At 70.8% G+C, this 14,304-nt stretch carries 17 protein-coding genes; 8 read left to right on the forward strand and 9 right to left on the reverse strand.

Annotated elements, in window-relative coordinates; translation table 11 throughout:
- Entirely contained in the window at positions 1–681 is a 681-nt protein-coding gene (locus tag ACZ7OH_RS03725) for a TetR/AcrR family transcriptional regulator (protein ID WP_470279428.1), read from the reverse strand.
- Positions 682–750: 69 nt separating this feature from the next.
- Between ACZ7OH_RS03725 and ACZ7OH_RS03730 the strand changes: the two genes are divergently transcribed.
- Complete coding sequence (locus ACZ7OH_RS03730) at positions 751–1,860, forward strand: FAD-dependent oxidoreductase (protein ID WP_470279429.1); 1,110 nt, start codon at positions 751–753, stop codon at positions 1,858–1,860.
- Between the two features lie 11 nt (positions 1,861–1,871).
- Here ACZ7OH_RS03730 and ACZ7OH_RS03735 read toward each other — a convergent pair whose 3' ends face one another.
- Genes ACZ7OH_RS03735 through ACZ7OH_RS03750 form a run of 4 tightly spaced genes read right to left on the reverse strand, consistent with a single transcriptional unit; the run spans position 1,872 to position 5,183 of the window.
- The gene (locus tag ACZ7OH_RS03735; RefSeq protein ID WP_470279430.1) at positions 1,872–2,756 is read right to left on the reverse strand and encodes an ABC transporter substrate-binding protein; all 885 of its coding nucleotides are present in this window, start codon (positions 2,754–2,756) and stop codon (positions 1,872–1,874) included.
- Positions 2,753–3,436: an ABC transporter permease gene (locus ACZ7OH_RS03740; protein ID WP_470279431.1), complete on the reverse strand. Its 684-nt coding sequence runs from the start codon at positions 3,434–3,436 to the stop codon at positions 2,753–2,755. Before ACZ7OH_RS03740 ends, ACZ7OH_RS03735 begins: the two co-directional genes overlap by 4 nt.
- A complete protein-coding gene (locus tag ACZ7OH_RS03745) occupies positions 3,433–4,101 on the reverse strand; it encodes an ABC transporter permease (RefSeq protein WP_470279432.1) in 669 nt (222 codons plus the stop codon). Before ACZ7OH_RS03745 ends, ACZ7OH_RS03740 begins: the two co-directional genes overlap by 4 nt.
- Positions 4,098–5,183 carry an ABC transporter ATP-binding protein gene (locus tag ACZ7OH_RS03750; protein ID WP_470279433.1) on the reverse strand — a complete coding sequence of 362 codons (1,086 nt, stop codon included), beginning with the start codon at positions 5,181–5,183 and terminating at the stop codon, positions 4,098–4,100. Before ACZ7OH_RS03750 ends, ACZ7OH_RS03745 begins: the two co-directional genes overlap by 4 nt.
- Before the next feature lie 93 nt (positions 5,184–5,276).
- Between ACZ7OH_RS03750 and ACZ7OH_RS03755 the strand changes: the two genes are divergently transcribed.
- Positions 5,277–6,686 carry a bis-aminopropyl spermidine synthase family protein gene (locus ACZ7OH_RS03755; protein WP_470279434.1) on the forward strand — a complete coding sequence of 470 codons (1,410 nt, stop codon included), beginning with the start codon at positions 5,277–5,279 and terminating at the stop codon, positions 6,684–6,686.
- Between the two features lie 53 nt (positions 6,687–6,739).
- Here ACZ7OH_RS03755 and ACZ7OH_RS03760 read toward each other — a convergent pair whose 3' ends face one another.
- Complete coding sequence (locus ACZ7OH_RS03760) at positions 6,740–7,921, reverse strand: NAD(P)-dependent malic enzyme (protein WP_470279435.1); 1,182 nt, start codon at positions 7,919–7,921, stop codon at positions 6,740–6,742.
- A gap of 360 nt (positions 7,922–8,281) precedes the next feature.
- Between ACZ7OH_RS03760 and ACZ7OH_RS03765 the strand changes: the two genes are divergently transcribed.
- Genes ACZ7OH_RS03765 through ACZ7OH_RS03775 form a run of 3 tightly spaced genes read left to right on the forward strand, consistent with a single transcriptional unit; the run spans position 8,282 to position 9,782 of the window.
- Positions 8,282–8,887, forward strand: a complete 606-nt coding sequence (locus tag ACZ7OH_RS03765) for a dTDP-4-dehydrorhamnose 3,5-epimerase family protein (protein WP_470279436.1) — start codon at positions 8,282–8,284, stop codon at positions 8,885–8,887.
- A gap of 50 nt (positions 8,888–8,937) precedes the next feature.
- A complete protein-coding gene (locus tag ACZ7OH_RS03770) occupies positions 8,938–9,351 on the forward strand; it encodes an SRPBCC family protein (protein WP_470279437.1) in 414 nt (137 codons plus the stop codon).
- Positions 9,348–9,782: a MarR family winged helix-turn-helix transcriptional regulator gene (locus ACZ7OH_RS03775; protein WP_400894509.1), complete on the forward strand. Its 435-nt coding sequence runs from the start codon at positions 9,348–9,350 to the stop codon at positions 9,780–9,782. The genes ACZ7OH_RS03770 and ACZ7OH_RS03775 overlap by 4 nt, the downstream gene beginning before the upstream one ends.
- Here the strand turns inward: ACZ7OH_RS03775 and ACZ7OH_RS03780 are convergent.
- On the reverse strand, positions 9,772–11,382 hold the full coding sequence (locus ACZ7OH_RS03780; RefSeq protein WP_470279438.1) for a GMC oxidoreductase: 1,611 nt from the start codon (positions 11,380–11,382) through the stop codon (positions 9,772–9,774). The genes ACZ7OH_RS03775 and ACZ7OH_RS03780 overlap by 11 nt on opposite strands.
- 136 nt (positions 11,383–11,518) lie before the next feature.
- Between ACZ7OH_RS03780 and ACZ7OH_RS03785 the strand changes: the two genes are divergently transcribed.
- The gene (locus ACZ7OH_RS03785) at positions 11,519–12,175 is read left to right on the forward strand and encodes a hypothetical protein (RefSeq protein ID WP_470279439.1); all 657 of its coding nucleotides are present in this window, start codon (positions 11,519–11,521) and stop codon (positions 12,173–12,175) included.
- Here the strand turns inward: ACZ7OH_RS03785 and ACZ7OH_RS03790 are convergent.
- Positions 12,172–12,645, reverse strand: a complete 474-nt coding sequence (locus ACZ7OH_RS03790; protein WP_470279440.1) for a hotdog fold domain-containing protein — start codon at positions 12,643–12,645, stop codon at positions 12,172–12,174. The genes ACZ7OH_RS03785 and ACZ7OH_RS03790 overlap by 4 nt on opposite strands.
- A gap of 83 nt (positions 12,646–12,728) precedes the next feature.
- Here ACZ7OH_RS03790 and ACZ7OH_RS03795 point away from each other — a divergent pair, with 83 nt between their 5' ends.
- Together ACZ7OH_RS03795 and ACZ7OH_RS03800 are read left to right on the forward strand one after the other, a co-directional pair.
- A complete protein-coding gene (locus tag ACZ7OH_RS03795; RefSeq protein ID WP_470279441.1) occupies positions 12,729–13,319 on the forward strand; it encodes an acid phosphatase in 591 nt (196 codons plus the stop codon).
- Position 13,320: 1 nt separating this feature from the next.
- The gene (locus ACZ7OH_RS03800; protein ID WP_470279442.1) at positions 13,321–13,803 is read left to right on the forward strand and encodes a GNAT family N-acetyltransferase; all 483 of its coding nucleotides are present in this window, start codon (positions 13,321–13,323) and stop codon (positions 13,801–13,803) included.
- Here the strand turns inward: ACZ7OH_RS03800 and ACZ7OH_RS03805 are convergent.
- The gene (locus tag ACZ7OH_RS03805) at positions 13,800–14,267 is read right to left on the reverse strand and encodes a hypothetical protein (protein ID WP_470279443.1); all 468 of its coding nucleotides are present in this window, start codon (positions 14,265–14,267) and stop codon (positions 13,800–13,802) included. The genes ACZ7OH_RS03800 and ACZ7OH_RS03805 overlap by 4 nt on opposite strands.
- Positions 14,268–14,304 lie beyond the last annotated feature (37 nt).

The raw sequence follows: 14,304 nt of genomic DNA on the forward strand, positions 1-14,304 counted from the left end.
TCACTTCGACAGGCTCGCCTCGATGCCGTCGAGGAGGTAGTCGAGGCCGATCCGGAAGGTCTCGTCGACGTCCCAGTGGACGGCCTCGCGGATGACCTTCTCCAGCGCCGGGTACCGGCCCGTGGCGAAGGTGCGCTCCAGGTAGGGCCCGTAGGTGCGCTGCCACTCCGCCTCGTTCAGCCCGGTGGACCGTTCGGCGCGCCGCTCGGTGATCTCGCGGCGCACCGCGCCGACCACGTACGCGTTGACGGCCTTGACGACCGGCATCACGGCGTCCACGTCGATGCCCGTCAGCCCGGTCAGCACCGCCTCTCCCCGGGCCAGGGCGTGCGGCCCGAGCTGCGGCCGGCCGCCGAGCAGGTCGGCGAACCACTCGTGCCGGTGCGCGGCGCGCCGGGTCATTTCGGCGAGAGACAGCAGCACCTCCCGCCAGCCGTCGCCGACCGGCCGGATGGTCGCGTAGACGTCGTCGACCATCAGGTCGAGCAGCTCTTCCTTCGTGTCGATGTAGCCGTACAGCCGCATCGGCCCGACGTCCAGCACGCCGGCGACCTTGCGCAGCGACACCGCCGCCAGACCGTCCGCGTCCGCCAGCCGGATCGCCGCGCGGACGATCAGCTCCCGGCTCAGCGGAGCCGGCGTCGGCCTGTCCGGCGGCTCCGGCCGTTCCCACACCGTCACGCCGCAGACCATACAGCGCATGGTGCGATACAGTGTATCGAGAGATACAGCGTATCGAAGGGGGACCTCATGACCATCGCCATCATCGGAGCCGGTCCGGGCGGTCTGGCTCTGGCCCGGGTGCTGCACGTCCACGGCATCGAATCCGTCGTCTACGAACGCGAGACCTCGCGCGACGCACGCGGACAGGGCGGCATGCTGGACATCCACTCCGGACAGCGCGCGCTGCGCGAAGCCGGACTGCTGGACGAGTTCTTCGCGATCGCGCGTGGCGAAGGTCAGGACATGCGGCTCCTGGAGCCGGACGGCACCCTCCTGATCCAGGAGGACACGCCGGACGACGCCCCGCTCCTGCGTCCCGAGGTGGATCGCGCCGACCTGCGTGACCTGCTGCTGAATTCGCTGCCCGCCGGCACTGTCCAGTGGGGGCGAGCGTTCGAGTCCGCGGACAACGGCGTCGTGCGTTTCGCCGACGGCGGCAGTGCGGAGTACGACCTGCTGGTCGGCGCTGACGGCGCGCAGTCGCGGGTCCGCGCGCTGGTGACCGACGCGCGTCCGGCGCACACCGGCCAGAACGTCGTCGAGGTCGGCATCCCGGACATCGACCGCACGCACCCGGACCTCGCGGCGATGGTCGGCCGCGGCACCTACTGGGTGATGGGCGACGGAATCTCACTGGCTGCGCAGCGCAACGGCGACGGCCGCGTCCGCATCGGCGTCAGCTTCTACAACACCGGCGAGGACTGGTTCGCGACGAGCGGAATCCCGTTTGACGACCCGGCCGCCGCCCGGGCGCGGCTGATCGACCTGCTCCCGGGCTGGGACGCCCGGTTCACCGCCTTGATCGCGGCGAGCGACGACGCGGTCGCCCGTCGGTCGATGACCACGCTCCCGATCGGGTTGACGTGGCTGTCGAAGCCGGACGTGACACTGCTCGGTGACGCCGCGCACCTGATGCCGGCGGTCGGGGAAGGCGCGAACCAGGCGCTGATCGACGGCGCGATGCTCGGCCTCGCGGTGGCGGCGAACCCGGACGACTACGCCGCGGCCGTCAAGGAGTACGAGGGCGAGATGTTCGACCGCACCGGCGCGGCGGCGAGGATGTCCGCGGACATGCAGGAGATGTTGAGGTCCTCGGGCGCGGCGCGGAAACTGCTCGAGTTCTTCCAGCCGAGCTGACTCGCGCTCGGCTAGGACTTCAGGTTATTGCGCGCCAGGAAGTCCTCGGCGATGTCCAGCGGATTGCGCTTCTTCTCGGTGAACTCGACGTTCAGCTCGGTCAGCTGCTCGGTCGTCAACGCCGCCGAGACCCGGTTCAACGCGGTCACCTCGGACGGCGACAGCGTCCCGCGCGCCACCAGCGGCACGATGTTCTGCGCCGGGAACATGTTCTTGTCGTCGACCAGCGGCACGAACCCGTTCGCCGCGATCGTCGACGACGTGCTGAACAGGTCCGCCACCTGGACGTCGCCCGACTTCAGGGCGGCCACCGTCACCGGGCCGCCCGTGTCCGTCGTGCGGATCTCCTTGAACTCGCAGCCGTAGAGCGTCTTGATCTTGTCCTTCCAGCGGCTGCTCCACTGGCCCGGGCCGCCGAACACGAGGTCGCGGCAGCGGCGCCCCAGATCCGAGAACGTCTTGACGCCCGAAGAAGCCAGCTGCGGTCCGACGACGAGCAGGTCCTTGTCCTCGGCCGGTGCCTGGTCCAGGACCTCGAACCCCGCGGGGATCTTCTGCCGCAGCTGCGCGTAGACGTCCTGGGACGTCGTCGCGGTGGTCTGCTTGTCGAAGTACCGCAACAGGTTCCCGCTGTAGTCCGGCACCACCGACAGCGACTTGTCCTGCAGCGCCTTGACGACGACCTCGCGGCTGCCGACCGGCGGCCGGACCGTCACGTTCGAGGCGCCGGCGTCCCGGAGCGCCCCGGCGTAGATCTGGGCCAGCAGCAGGCTTTCCCCGACGTCGGACGCGCCGATGATGATGTCGCCGGACGCGCCGCCCTCACCGCCGCCCGCCAGCGGGTTGCCGCAACCGGCGGCCAGGAGCAAGGCAACCACAACGACCAGCCGTTTCACGCCGCCACGTTCTTCACGGCCGCCGCGAGCCGGACGCCCCGCGGCACCAAAGCGCGGTTCAGCAAGGAAAAGAGCAGATCCAGGACGATCGCGAGCGCCGTCGTCAGCAACGCGCCCGCGATGACCTCGGAATAGTCCAAAATGGCCAGTCCGTCGAGCAGGAACCGGCCCAGGCCACCGAGTCCGACGTAGGCGGCCACCGCGGCGGTCGCGACGAGCTGGAGCACGGCGTTGCGGATGCCGCCGAGCAGGAGCGGCAGCGAGATCGGCACCTCGACCTGCCACAGCCGCTGCCAGCCGGTCATCCCGATGCCCTGGGCGGCGTCGACCACGCCGTGGTCGGTCGCCTGCAGCCCGGCGTAGGTGCCGGCCAGGATCGGCGGCACCGCCAGCACGACGAGCCCGATGATCGTCGAGGTGACGCTTTGGGTGAAGAGCAGGAAGAGGAACGTCACGAGCCCCAGCGTCGGCAGCGCGCGGATCACGTTGCCCGCGCCCACCAGCACGACTCCGCCGCGTCCGGTGTGGCCGACGAACAGTCCCAGCGGGACGGCGATGACCAACGCGATCACCAGCGACAAAGCCGTGTAGCCCAGGTGTTCCAGCAGCCGCTGCGGGATGCCGTCCGGGCCGGACCAGTGCGCCGGGTCGCCGAACCAGTGGAAGAGATCGGTGATCACGCGGCACTCACCCGTTCCCACGGCGTCAAGAGGTTGCGCAGCAAGACCAGCACCAGGTCGACGACCAGCGCGAGCAGCAGCGTCAGCACGATGCCGACGACGATCGGCGAGAAGTACTCGCGCTGGAAACCGTCGGTGAACAGCACGCCGAGGCCGCCGGTGCCGATCAGCGCGCCGACGCTGACCAGGCTGATGTTGCTGACCGACGCCACCCGCACGCCGGCCGCCAGGACCGGCACGGACAGCGGCAGCTCGACGGCGAAGAACAGCCGCACCGGCTTGTACCCGACGGCGGTCGCGGCGGCGGTCACCGGCGGCGGCACGGCGTCCAGCGCGTCGAGCACCGGGCGGACCAGCAGCGCCGTGGTGTAGATCGTCAACGCGACGACGACGTTGACGCTGTCGAGGATCTTCGACCCGATCAGGCCGGGGATCACGACGAACAGCGCCAGCGACGGGATCGTGTAGAGCAGGTTGGCCAGCACCATCAGCACCTGCCGGGCGGCTCGCCAGCGGTGGCCGAGCCAGCCGGCGGCGATCGCCAGGACGATGCCCAGGCCCAGCGGGAGCAGCGCCAGGTAGACGTGGTCGCCCAGGTCACCGAGGATTTCGGCGCGCGTGTTCCCGCTGCTCAGGTACTGCCCGAGCTCGTCGAAGAAGCTCATGACGCCTGGGGCGTCGCCTCGATCACGTCCAGCACTTGCCTCGCGACGACGCCGCCGAGCACGCGGTGGTCTTCGTCGACGACCACGCCGAGGCTGGCCGGCGACGACAGGGCGGCGTCGAGGGCGCCGCGGATCGGGGTGCCGTGGATCCACAGCGAGCCGCCGGCGACGAGGTCGTCTTCGGTCAGCGGACCGTCCACAGTGGAGTTCGGCGGCAGCCAGCCGCGGGGCTGCTTGTCCGCGTTGACACCGAGCCGCCAGCCGTCGCTCGCCGGGACCGGCGCGCCGAGCTCGACCAGCTCGATCTCCTTGACCTCGACGCCGTCGGCGGAGAGGAAGGACAGGCCGCGGTAGCCGCGGTCGCGGCCGACGAACGACGCGACGAAGTCGTCCACTGGGTGGCGCAGCACGTCGGCGGGCGTGCCGTACTGGGCGAGCTTGCCGCCGACGCGCATCACCGCGACCTTGTCGCCGAGCCGGACGGCCTCGTCGATGTCGTGCGTGACGAAGACGATGGTCTTGCCCAGCTGCGACTGCAGCCGCAGCAGCTCGTTCTGCAGGTCCTCGCGCACGATCGGGTCGACCGCGGAGAACGGCTCGTCCATCAGCAGCACCGGCGAGTCCGCGGCGAGCGCGCGGGCGACGCCGACGCGCTGCTGCTGGCCGCCCGAGAGCTGGGCCGGGTACCGCTTGCCGAGCTCGACCGGCAGGCCGATGGTCTCCAGCAGCTCGGCCGCCCGCTTGCGCGCCTTCGCCTTGTCCCAGCCCGACAACAAGGGAACGGTGGCGATGTTGTCCAGCACCGTCCTATGTGGAAAGAGACCGGCGTGCTGGATGACGTAGCCGATGCCGCGGCGCAGCAGCGCCGGGTCGCCCTCGGCGACGTCCTTGCCGTCCAGCAGCACCTGCCCGCCGGTCGGCTCGACCATCCGGTTGATCATGCGCAGCGACGTCGTCTTCCCGCAGCCGGACGGGCCGACGAACACGGTGATCGTGCCGTCCTCGACCGTCAGGTTCAGCTTGTCGACGGCGACCGTCCCATCCGGATACTGCTTGGTCACGTCGCGGAATTCGATGGTCACTTGCCCACTCCCCATGTCCGGTGGAATCGACCGTAGCCGAGTCCGCGGCGGTTGGCACGGTGTTCCGCAGGGTGGTGACTAGGCTCGTAGCCCGTGAAGGCACTCGACGACGTCCTCGCCGCGCACGGTGTCGGCGTCCGCCCGCTGTACCGCGTCATCGACCTCCTGCGCACCGGTGACCACGACCTCGGCGAGCTGGTGCGGCTGTCCACCGCGCCGCGCCGCAGCGTCGAGGACGTCCTCGCCGCGCTCGGCGACGACCTCGACCGCAGCGGCGACCGGCTGCGGATCTCCCCCGGAGTCGCCGCCGCGTACCTGCAGTACAGCGCGCCCCGCTACGCCGACCCGCTCGACGAAGCCGTCGCGAACCACGAACTGCTGCCGAAGGTCGCCGAGTGGGTGGCCGAGGTGCCGCCGCCGCTGGCCGCGCTCGATCACGTGCAGGCGACGCCGGAGACCGTGCTGCGCCGCGCGCTGTGGCTGGACGCGCGCTACGACCTCGCGTCAGCCCGACTGCTGTTCCTCGGTGACCACGACCTGACGTCGCTGGCCGTGCGGGCGGTCTGCCCCGCGGCGTCCCTGACGGTCGTCGACCTCGACGAGCGCGTGCTCGCCTACCTCGACGACCGCGGCGGCCGTGAGATCGCCACCGCGCACGCGGACCTGCGCGTCGGCCTGCCGCCGGCCGTCACCGGCGGCTTCGACCTGGTGTTCAGCGACCCGCCGTACACACCGGAAGGCATGGGCTTGTTCGCGGCGCGCGGGGTGCAGGCGCTGCGGAACCCGAGCGAGGGACGGCTGCTGTTCGCATACGGCTACAGCCCCCGCCACCCGGCGCTGGGCGCGCAGGTGCAGCGGTCGCTGGCCACGCTCGGGCTGACGTTCGAGGCGATCCTGCCGGACTTCAACCGCTACTTCGGCGCGCAGGCGATCGGCAGCGCGGCCGACCTGTACGTCTGCCAGCCGACGGCGAAGGCCAAGAAGGTCCGCGCGGGCAAGGCGATCTACACGCACGGGCCGCAGTCGGTGGAGGCGGCCGGGACGAAGCCGGCGCTGCTGGAGAAGCTGAAGGAGATCGCGGGCACCGACGGGCTCGCGCTGGAGTCGCGGCCGGTGGACTGGTCGATCTCCGGCCCGGAGGGCGACGCGGTCGCGATGGACCTCTCGGCCGACCCGGGCCCGTGGCTGCTGCGCACCTTACTGGGTACGAACGCGCGCCGGCTCGCGCTGCTCGTCCCGAACGCGCACCCGGACCTGGCGGACCAGGCGTCGCAGGAGGCGCTGGCGTCCCTCGTCCGGGGCAAGTACGCGCTGCGGTACCTGCGGAGCACGCCGGACAACCGGCACGCGGTGGTCGTCGCGGACGCGGTCGAGCACCAGGACGAGGTCCTGACCCGCGCCCACGCCCGTCTGGCGAACGTCTCCCTGGACGTCCCGGCAGACCTGACGGACCTGCGCCTGGTCGACGTCCCCCGCCACCGCCTGGCCGACATCCTGGGGTGAAAGCGTCAAGGCCACCTTACGACGTAAGGTGGCCTTGACTGCTTCGGAACCTGCTAGGCCGTGACGCCGTCGGCTTCCGCGGCCTTCGCCACCGCCGCCGCGACCTCCGGGGCCACCCGCGGGTCGAGCGGCGAGGGGACGATCCGGTCCGCGCCCAGGTCGTCCATCGCCACCGACACGATCGCCTCGGCGGCCGCCAGCTTCATACCCTCGGTGATCGCCCGCGCGCCGGAGTCCAGCGCGCCGCGGAACACGCCGGGGAACGCCAGCACGTTGTTGATCTGGTTCGGGAAGTCGCTGCGCCCGGTGGCCACGATCGACGCGTACCGCGCGGCCACGTCCGGGTGAACCTCCGGGTCCGGGTTGGACAGCGCGAAGACGATGCCGCCACCCGCCATCCGGCCGAGCAGGGACTCGTCGATCGTCGCGCCGGACAGGCCGAGGAACACGTCGGCGCCTTCGAGCGCCTCCGCCAGGCCGCCCTTCAGGCCGGCCTTGTTCGTCGTCGCGGCCAGGCGTTCCTTGACCGGGTTCAGGCCGTCGCGCCCGGAGTGGATGATGCCACGCGAGTCGAGGACGGTGACGTCGCCGATGCCGGCTTCCCGCAGGATCCGGGCGCAGGCGACCCCCGCCGCGCCGGCGCCGGAGACGACGACGCGCTGGTCGGCGATTGCCCGGTCGAGGACCAGGTTGGCGCCGCGCAGGGCGGCCAGCGTGACGATCGCCGTGCCGTGCTGGTCGTCGTGCATGACCGGGCAGTCGAGCGCCTCCTTGAGCTTGTCCTCCAGCTCGAAGCAGCGCGGCGCGGAGACGTCCTCCAGGTTGACGGCCCCGTAGGACGGCCGCAGCCGCACCAGCGTCTCGACGATCTCGTCGACGTCGGTGGTGTCCAGCACCAGCGGGATCGAGTCGAGCCCGCCGAAGGTCTTGAACAGGACCGACTTGCCCTCCATGACCGGCAGCGACGCGCTCGCGCCGATGTCACCGAGGCCGAGCACCGCCGTCCCGTCGCTCACCACGACGACGAGCCGGTCCGCCCACGTGTACCGCTTCGCCTTGGCGGCGTCCTCGGCGATCGCGCGGCTCACCTTCGCCACCCCCGGGGTGTACGCGATCGAAAGGTCACGCGGGCTGGCAATCGGGCGGGTCGCCGCCACCGAGAGCTTGCCGCCCTCGTGCCCGGCGAAGATCTCTTCGTCGGTGACCGGCGCTCCGGCACCGGTGGGGTCGCTCATGGGGATTCCTGTCGTCGTTTCCGTCATTCCCCCAGTGGGAATGACGGAACTCGCGGATCGGACTTGGGTCACTGGAATTTCTCCTGGGCATGCGAGCGGGGGACCACGGCTACAGGGGAAACCATGGTTTGTTCCTCCGGCACGGCAGCCCAGCGCGGTAGCGCCGGCCTGTCGGCGAGGCGTCACGTCGGCCATCGGTGCCGTGGGTCTGGCGATGGCCGCGGACGCGGCGGTCCACTCATTGTGACAGGTCCGGTCCGGAAGGGGACCCCTCGGTGCGGCTGATGTCACATCGGACCCCTATTCCGGCAATTGCCAAGACGTCCGTTCGGTTTTTTAGCCGCCCGATAAGGTGACGCCATGGAATTCCGCCGGCTGAGCGTCCCGGACGCCTTCGAGTTCTCCCCCCGGGCGTTCCCCGACGATCGGGGCCTGTTCGTGGCCCCCTTCCAGGAGGAGGTCCTGCGCGAGGCGACCGGGCACCCCCTGCGGCTCGCGCAGGCGAACCACAGCGTGTCCCGGCGGGGCGCGATCCGCGGCATCCACTTCGCCGACACGCCTCCCGGGCAGGCGAAGTACATCTACTGCGCGCGCGGCTCGCTGCTCGACGTCGTCGTCGACATCCGCGTCGGCTCGCCGACGTTCGGCACCTGGGACGCCGTCCAGCTCGACTCGAGCCGGTACAACGCCGCGTACCTCGCCGAAGGCCTCGGACACGGCTTCATCGCCCTCGAGGACGACACCGTGATGGCCTACCTGTGCTCCGAGGGATACAACCCGACGGGCGAGCACGGCATCACCCCGCTCGACCCGGCACTCGGCCTGCCGTGGCCCGCGGACATCGAGCCGATCTTGTCCGAGAAGGACCGCACCGCTCCGACGCTGGCCGAGGCCCTGGAGCAGGGCCTGCTGCCGTCGTACCAGGACTGCGTCGCGTACTACGACAAGCTGCGCTCCGCGCACTGATCCCGAAAGACCTCTAGCGCCGATAGCCTGCGCGCATATAGTATGCGCGCATGGCACTTTACGAGTACGAGCACAGCGAGACCTCGACCGCCCCCGCCGCCGCGATCTGGCCGCTCTGGGCCGACACCGGCCGCTGGCCCGAGTGGGACGCGGGCGTCCGCTCGGTGGTCCTGGACGGGACCTTCACCGTCGGGACGAGCGGGACCATGACGATGGACGGCATGCCGCCGATCCCGTTCACCCTGACTGAGGTCACCGAGGGCCGGAGCTTCACCGACGAGACCCGGCTGCCGGACGCGTTCCTGCGGTTCGAGCACGTCCTGACCGACGTCGACGGCGGCACGCGCATTACCTACCGCGTCACCATCGACGGGCCCGAGGGCTTCGGTCCGCAGGTGACCGAAGACACTCCCGACGCGATGCGCGCGCTCGCACGTCTGGCTGAGGCATCCTCACGGGTATGACCGCCCCGGAGTCCCGCCTGCCCGGCCCGGAGCGCAGCCCCGGCTTCCTGCTGTGGCGCGTGACGCTGGCCTGGCAGCGGGCGATGCGGGCCGCGCTGGCCCCGCACGACCTCACGCACGTCCAGTTCGTCCTGCTCACGACGACGTGGTGGCTCACCCGCTCGGGCGAGCCGCCGACCCAGCGGCAGCTGGCCGAGCAGGCCGGCACGGACACGATGATGACCAGCCAGGTCGTCCGGAAGCTGGCCGACCGCGGACTGCTGGCCCGCGCCGACGACCCGGCGGACGCGCGCGCGAAGCGCCTCGAAGTCACCCCGGCCGGCCTGGACCTGGTCGCGAAGGCCCTGAAGGACGTCGAAGCCGCCGACGCGTCCTTCTTCGAAGGCGTCGGCGACGACTTCACCGACTCGCTCGCGAAGCTCAGCCCCTGAGGTCCTCGGCGAGCACGCGCTCGATGTTGCGCTCGGCCAGCGCCGTGATCGTCACGAACGGGTTGACGCCGGTGCTGCCCGGGATGAGCGAGCCGTCCGTGACGTACAGGTTCCGGTAGCCCTTGACCCGGCCGTAGTCGTCGGTCGCCTCACCGAGCACCAGGCCGCCCAGCGGGTGGTAGGTGAAGCGGTCCTCGAACGTGCGCGTGTCGCCGAACAGGTCGTAGCGGTAGATCGTCTTGTTCGCCCGGTTGACCTTGTCGAACAGCGCCTTCGCGGCGTCGATCGACGGCTGCCCCTGCGACGCCGTCCAGTGCAGCTTCGCCGAGTCGCTGGCGGCGTCGTAGGTGAAGTGCCCGCGTTCGGGGTTCTTCGTGATCGCCAGATACAGGCTGACCCACGTCTCCAGACCGGCGGGCACCGGCGCGATCTCGGCGAACGCGGGGTGCACGGGGTCGGCCCAGTTGTCGATGCCGAGCGCGGGCATGCCCGATTGCAGGCTGCCGGTGGTGTCCCAGACGTGGTTCGCGCGGCCGCACATGACGTTCCCGTTCGTGCCCCAGCCCTGTCCGATTGCGTCGTTCAGCTCGGGCAGCCGCTCGGTCTCGCGGGCGCGCAGCAGCAGCTCGGTCGAGCCGACGCTGCCGGCGCCGAGGAACAGGTACTTCGTGTTGACGTGCCGCGTGCCCAGGACGGTGCCGCGCTCGTCGATCTCGCGGACGACCAGCGTGTACGTGCCGTCGGGCTGCCGGAGGACCTCGCGGACCTCGCGCAGCGTCTCGATGGTCACGTTGCCGGTGCCGAGCGCGGCGGCGAGGTAGGACTTGTCGAGCGAGCGCTTCCCGTGGTTGTTCCCGTAGATGACCTCGGACGCGTCCGCCGAGCGCGGGACCTCACCCGCTTCTTCGCGCCGCAGGTAGTCGACGTTGTATACAGTGGATACAAAGGTCGTGTCGAAGCCCGCCTTGCGCGCGGCCTTCCGCGAGACGCGCGCGTACTGGTACGACCGGCACGTCTCGAACCAGTCCGGGTCGACGACGTTCACGCCGAGCGCCGCGTTCGCCCGCGGGAAGTACTTGCCGTACATCTCGCCGGCGTCGACGCGCGGCAGGATCTCCTCGAAGTACGACCGCTTCGGCGTCACGGCCATCGCGCCGTTGACCAGCGACCCGCCGCCGACGCCGCGGCCGAGGTACACCGCCATGTCGCCGTAGCTCACCCGGTCGAGCACGCCGGCGTACCGCCCGATGTCGCGGTTGGCCAGGTCGAGCCAGAGGAACGACGCCAGCGGCGCCTCGGTGCGGTCCTTGAACCACATCGCCCGCTCGTCCGGCGCGAGCATCGAGCAGAACACCTTGCCGTCGGCACCGGGCGTCGACCACAGCTTGCCCATCTCGAGCATCAGCGTCGGGATCCCGGCTTCGCCGAGCCGCAACGCCGTGACGGCGGCGCCGTAGCCGGTGCCGATGACCACCGCCGGCGAGTACTCCGGGAGCGGCGACGCGGCCGCGGGCCGCGTCGAGACCGTGGTCAGCCCGAGGGCGGCGGCGGAGTTCAGGGCGGCGAGGCCGAGGAACCGGCGGCGGGAGAAGGCAGACATGGTCCCGAGCATGCCCGACATCGGTAAACGGCGTTAACTATTCAGAACGCGTTTCACCCAGTCGAGGGAAATTCCGGACTTCCCCTGGGGGCGATCCCGGATGTCCGCGCCCGGCGGCGCGAGCAAGCTCACCGGCATGAAACTTCTCGCACTGGGGGCGACAGCGGTCACTGTGGCCGCGCTGGGGGTCGTGCCCGGGACGGCGTCCGCGGACGAGCTGCCGGTCTTCGACTTCACCGACTGCCCGGCACCGCCCGCGAACGCCGACCCGGGCACGTGGCGTTGCGAAGCCTTTGTCTCACAAGGAAAACTGACCATCCACGACCGAGAGGTCTCACTCGGGGAGATACGGCTGACGTTCAGCGAAGGCCGGGTGAACGGCCAGTACGCGCAGGTGTTCGGTGCGCTGCGGCACGAGCCGGTGCGCGTCCCCGGCCTGGCGGGCACGACGCTCCAGCTGCGCTACGGCGGGTACTCGGACTTCCTGAGCAACGACGACCGGCGCGGCGAACTGGACGTCTACGCCGTGCTGCGGCACCCGTTGCTGCACAAGGACTGCCGGCTCGGCGTCATGCACACGGTCGTCCACAACGACCCGGCGGTGCCGCCGACCGTCATCACGAAAACCCCGCCGACCATGCACTTCGGCGTCGTGGACCCGGATCTGGCCATCCCCGCGACCACCGGGTGCGGCCCGCTGGGCAAGCTCGTCGACCGGCGGCTGGGCCTGCCGTCGCCATCCGGCGAGAACACGTTCCACCAGACGACCTACGTGCAGTACAAGCCGCTTTAACGCTTCTTCGGCGTCACCCAGATCGTGATCGTCCCGGTGACCACGGGCTTGCCGCTCGTGTCCGAAATGGTCACCGGGACGGGCAGCTCGAAGCCCTCGTCGCCGAACTCCGGCAGCTCGGGCAGCGAGGCCACGGCACGCAGACCCGTCTCCGCCTTGGCGACGTACTCGACGGTCATGCCCTTCGGCAGCCAGCGGTGCGTGCCGGGGACCGTCGCCTCGGCGAGCATGCCCATCGCGATCTCGGCGAGGTTGCACGCGGCGATCGCGTGGAAGGTGCGGATGTGGTTGTAGACACCCCACCACTTCGGCGCGGTGACTTCGCAGTGGCCGGGACGCAGCTCGCGCACCGACGGCAGCACCGTGCGGAAGTACGGCACGCGCAGGCACATCGCGGCGCTGAACAGCTGTTTCCCGCCCGGCTTCGCGGCCAGCTTGTGCCACAGCGCGAACGTCGGCGTGTCGGGCATGAAGGTCTCCTCGAACTAAGCTACTGATCAGTAGCTAAGCAGACGCCCGGCCGGGTGGCAAACCGCCGGATATATTCGCCCGTGTGGCGAACCGTCTCTTCCTCCTCCGGCACGGCCAGACCGAATGGTCGGTGAACGGGCGGCACACCGGCCGCACCGACATCCCGCTGACGCCGGCCGGCGAGGGGCAGGCGCTGGCCGCCGGCGGCACGCTCCGGAGCCTCGTCGGCGGGCCGTCGCTGGTGCTGTCGAGCCCGCGGACCCGGGCGCTGCGGACGGCCGCGCTGGCCGGCCTGCGCGTCGACGAGGTCACCGAAGACCTGTCCGAATGGGACTACGGCGAGTACGAAGGCATCACCACGCCGGAGATCCGCAAGACCGTGCCGGGCTGGACGGTCTGGACCCACCCGATCCCCGGCGGCGAAAGCGCTTCGCAGGTGTCCGAACGCGCGGACCGCGTGCTGGCGCGCGCCCGGCGTGACATCGAAGCCGGCGACGTGATCCTGGTCGGGCACGGGCACTTCAGCCGTGTACTGGTGGCCCGCTGGATCGGCCTGCCCGCCACCGCCGGCGTCCACTTCGGACTCGACGCGGGCGGTATCGCGGTGCTCGGCGACGAGCGCGGCGAACCCCAGATCGAACACCTCAACCTGCCGCCCGCCCTGGAGGACTGACGTGCCCGACGACCGCATCCGCCGGATCCGCCCCGACGACGTCGAGGCCGCCGTCGGCCTGGCGTACGCGCTGGCCGACTACGAGCGCGCCCCGGACGAGTGCCACCTGACGGTTCCGCAGCTGCACGAGGCGCTGTTCGGCGAGGCGCCGAAGCTGTTCGGGCACGTGGCCGAAGTGGACGGCGAGATCGCCGGCTTCACGGTGTGGTTCCTCAACTACTCGACCTGGCGCGGGGTGCACGGGATCTACCTGGAGGACCTGTTCGTCCTGCCGTCGCACCGCGGGTCCGGCCTGGGCAAGGCCCTGCTGGCGGCGTTGGCGGCGGAGTGCGTCGAGAAGGGCTACGCGCGGCTCGAGTGGTCGGTGCTGGACTGGAACCCGGCGACGGAGTTCTACAAGGCGCTCGGCGCCGTCCCGATGGACGAGTGGACGGTCAACCGGCTGACCGACGAACCCCTGAAGGCGCTGGCCGCCCAGGCCTAGTCTTCGGGGCCTTCGCGCTCGGCGCGACGGCCCGCGAGACCACCTCGTTCGGCGGCTTCCGTCTCCGTCTCGCCTTCGCGCAGGCCCAGCGCCCAGGCCCGGGACGGCCGCCGGAACAGCAGGACGAGCGCCGCGATGCCGAACAGCGCGACCGGCACGCCCCACGCCGGCTCGCCCGACGGCCCGAGCAGGTACCAGCCGAGGCCGATCACGATCAGCGCGATCACCACGCCCGGCGAACGCGCCCACGTCTGCCCGAGGACCAGCCCGGCCGACGCGGCCAGGAACGCCAGCGCCACCACGATGAACGTGCCCGACTCGACGTAGACGTTGTTGCCCGGCTGCGCGGGCGAGCCCAGTCCGTTCACCAGGACGACCACCCCGAACACCAGCAGGGCGAGCGACGGCACCGCGGTGACCACGCCGGCCCAGCGGACCTCACGGGGAGCGGGCGAGAGCTTCACGGCGAGACCTTCCGGGGGTCCTTTGCGGGAGCACAGT

The organism is Amycolatopsis sp. NPDC114478, assembly GCF_055633805.1.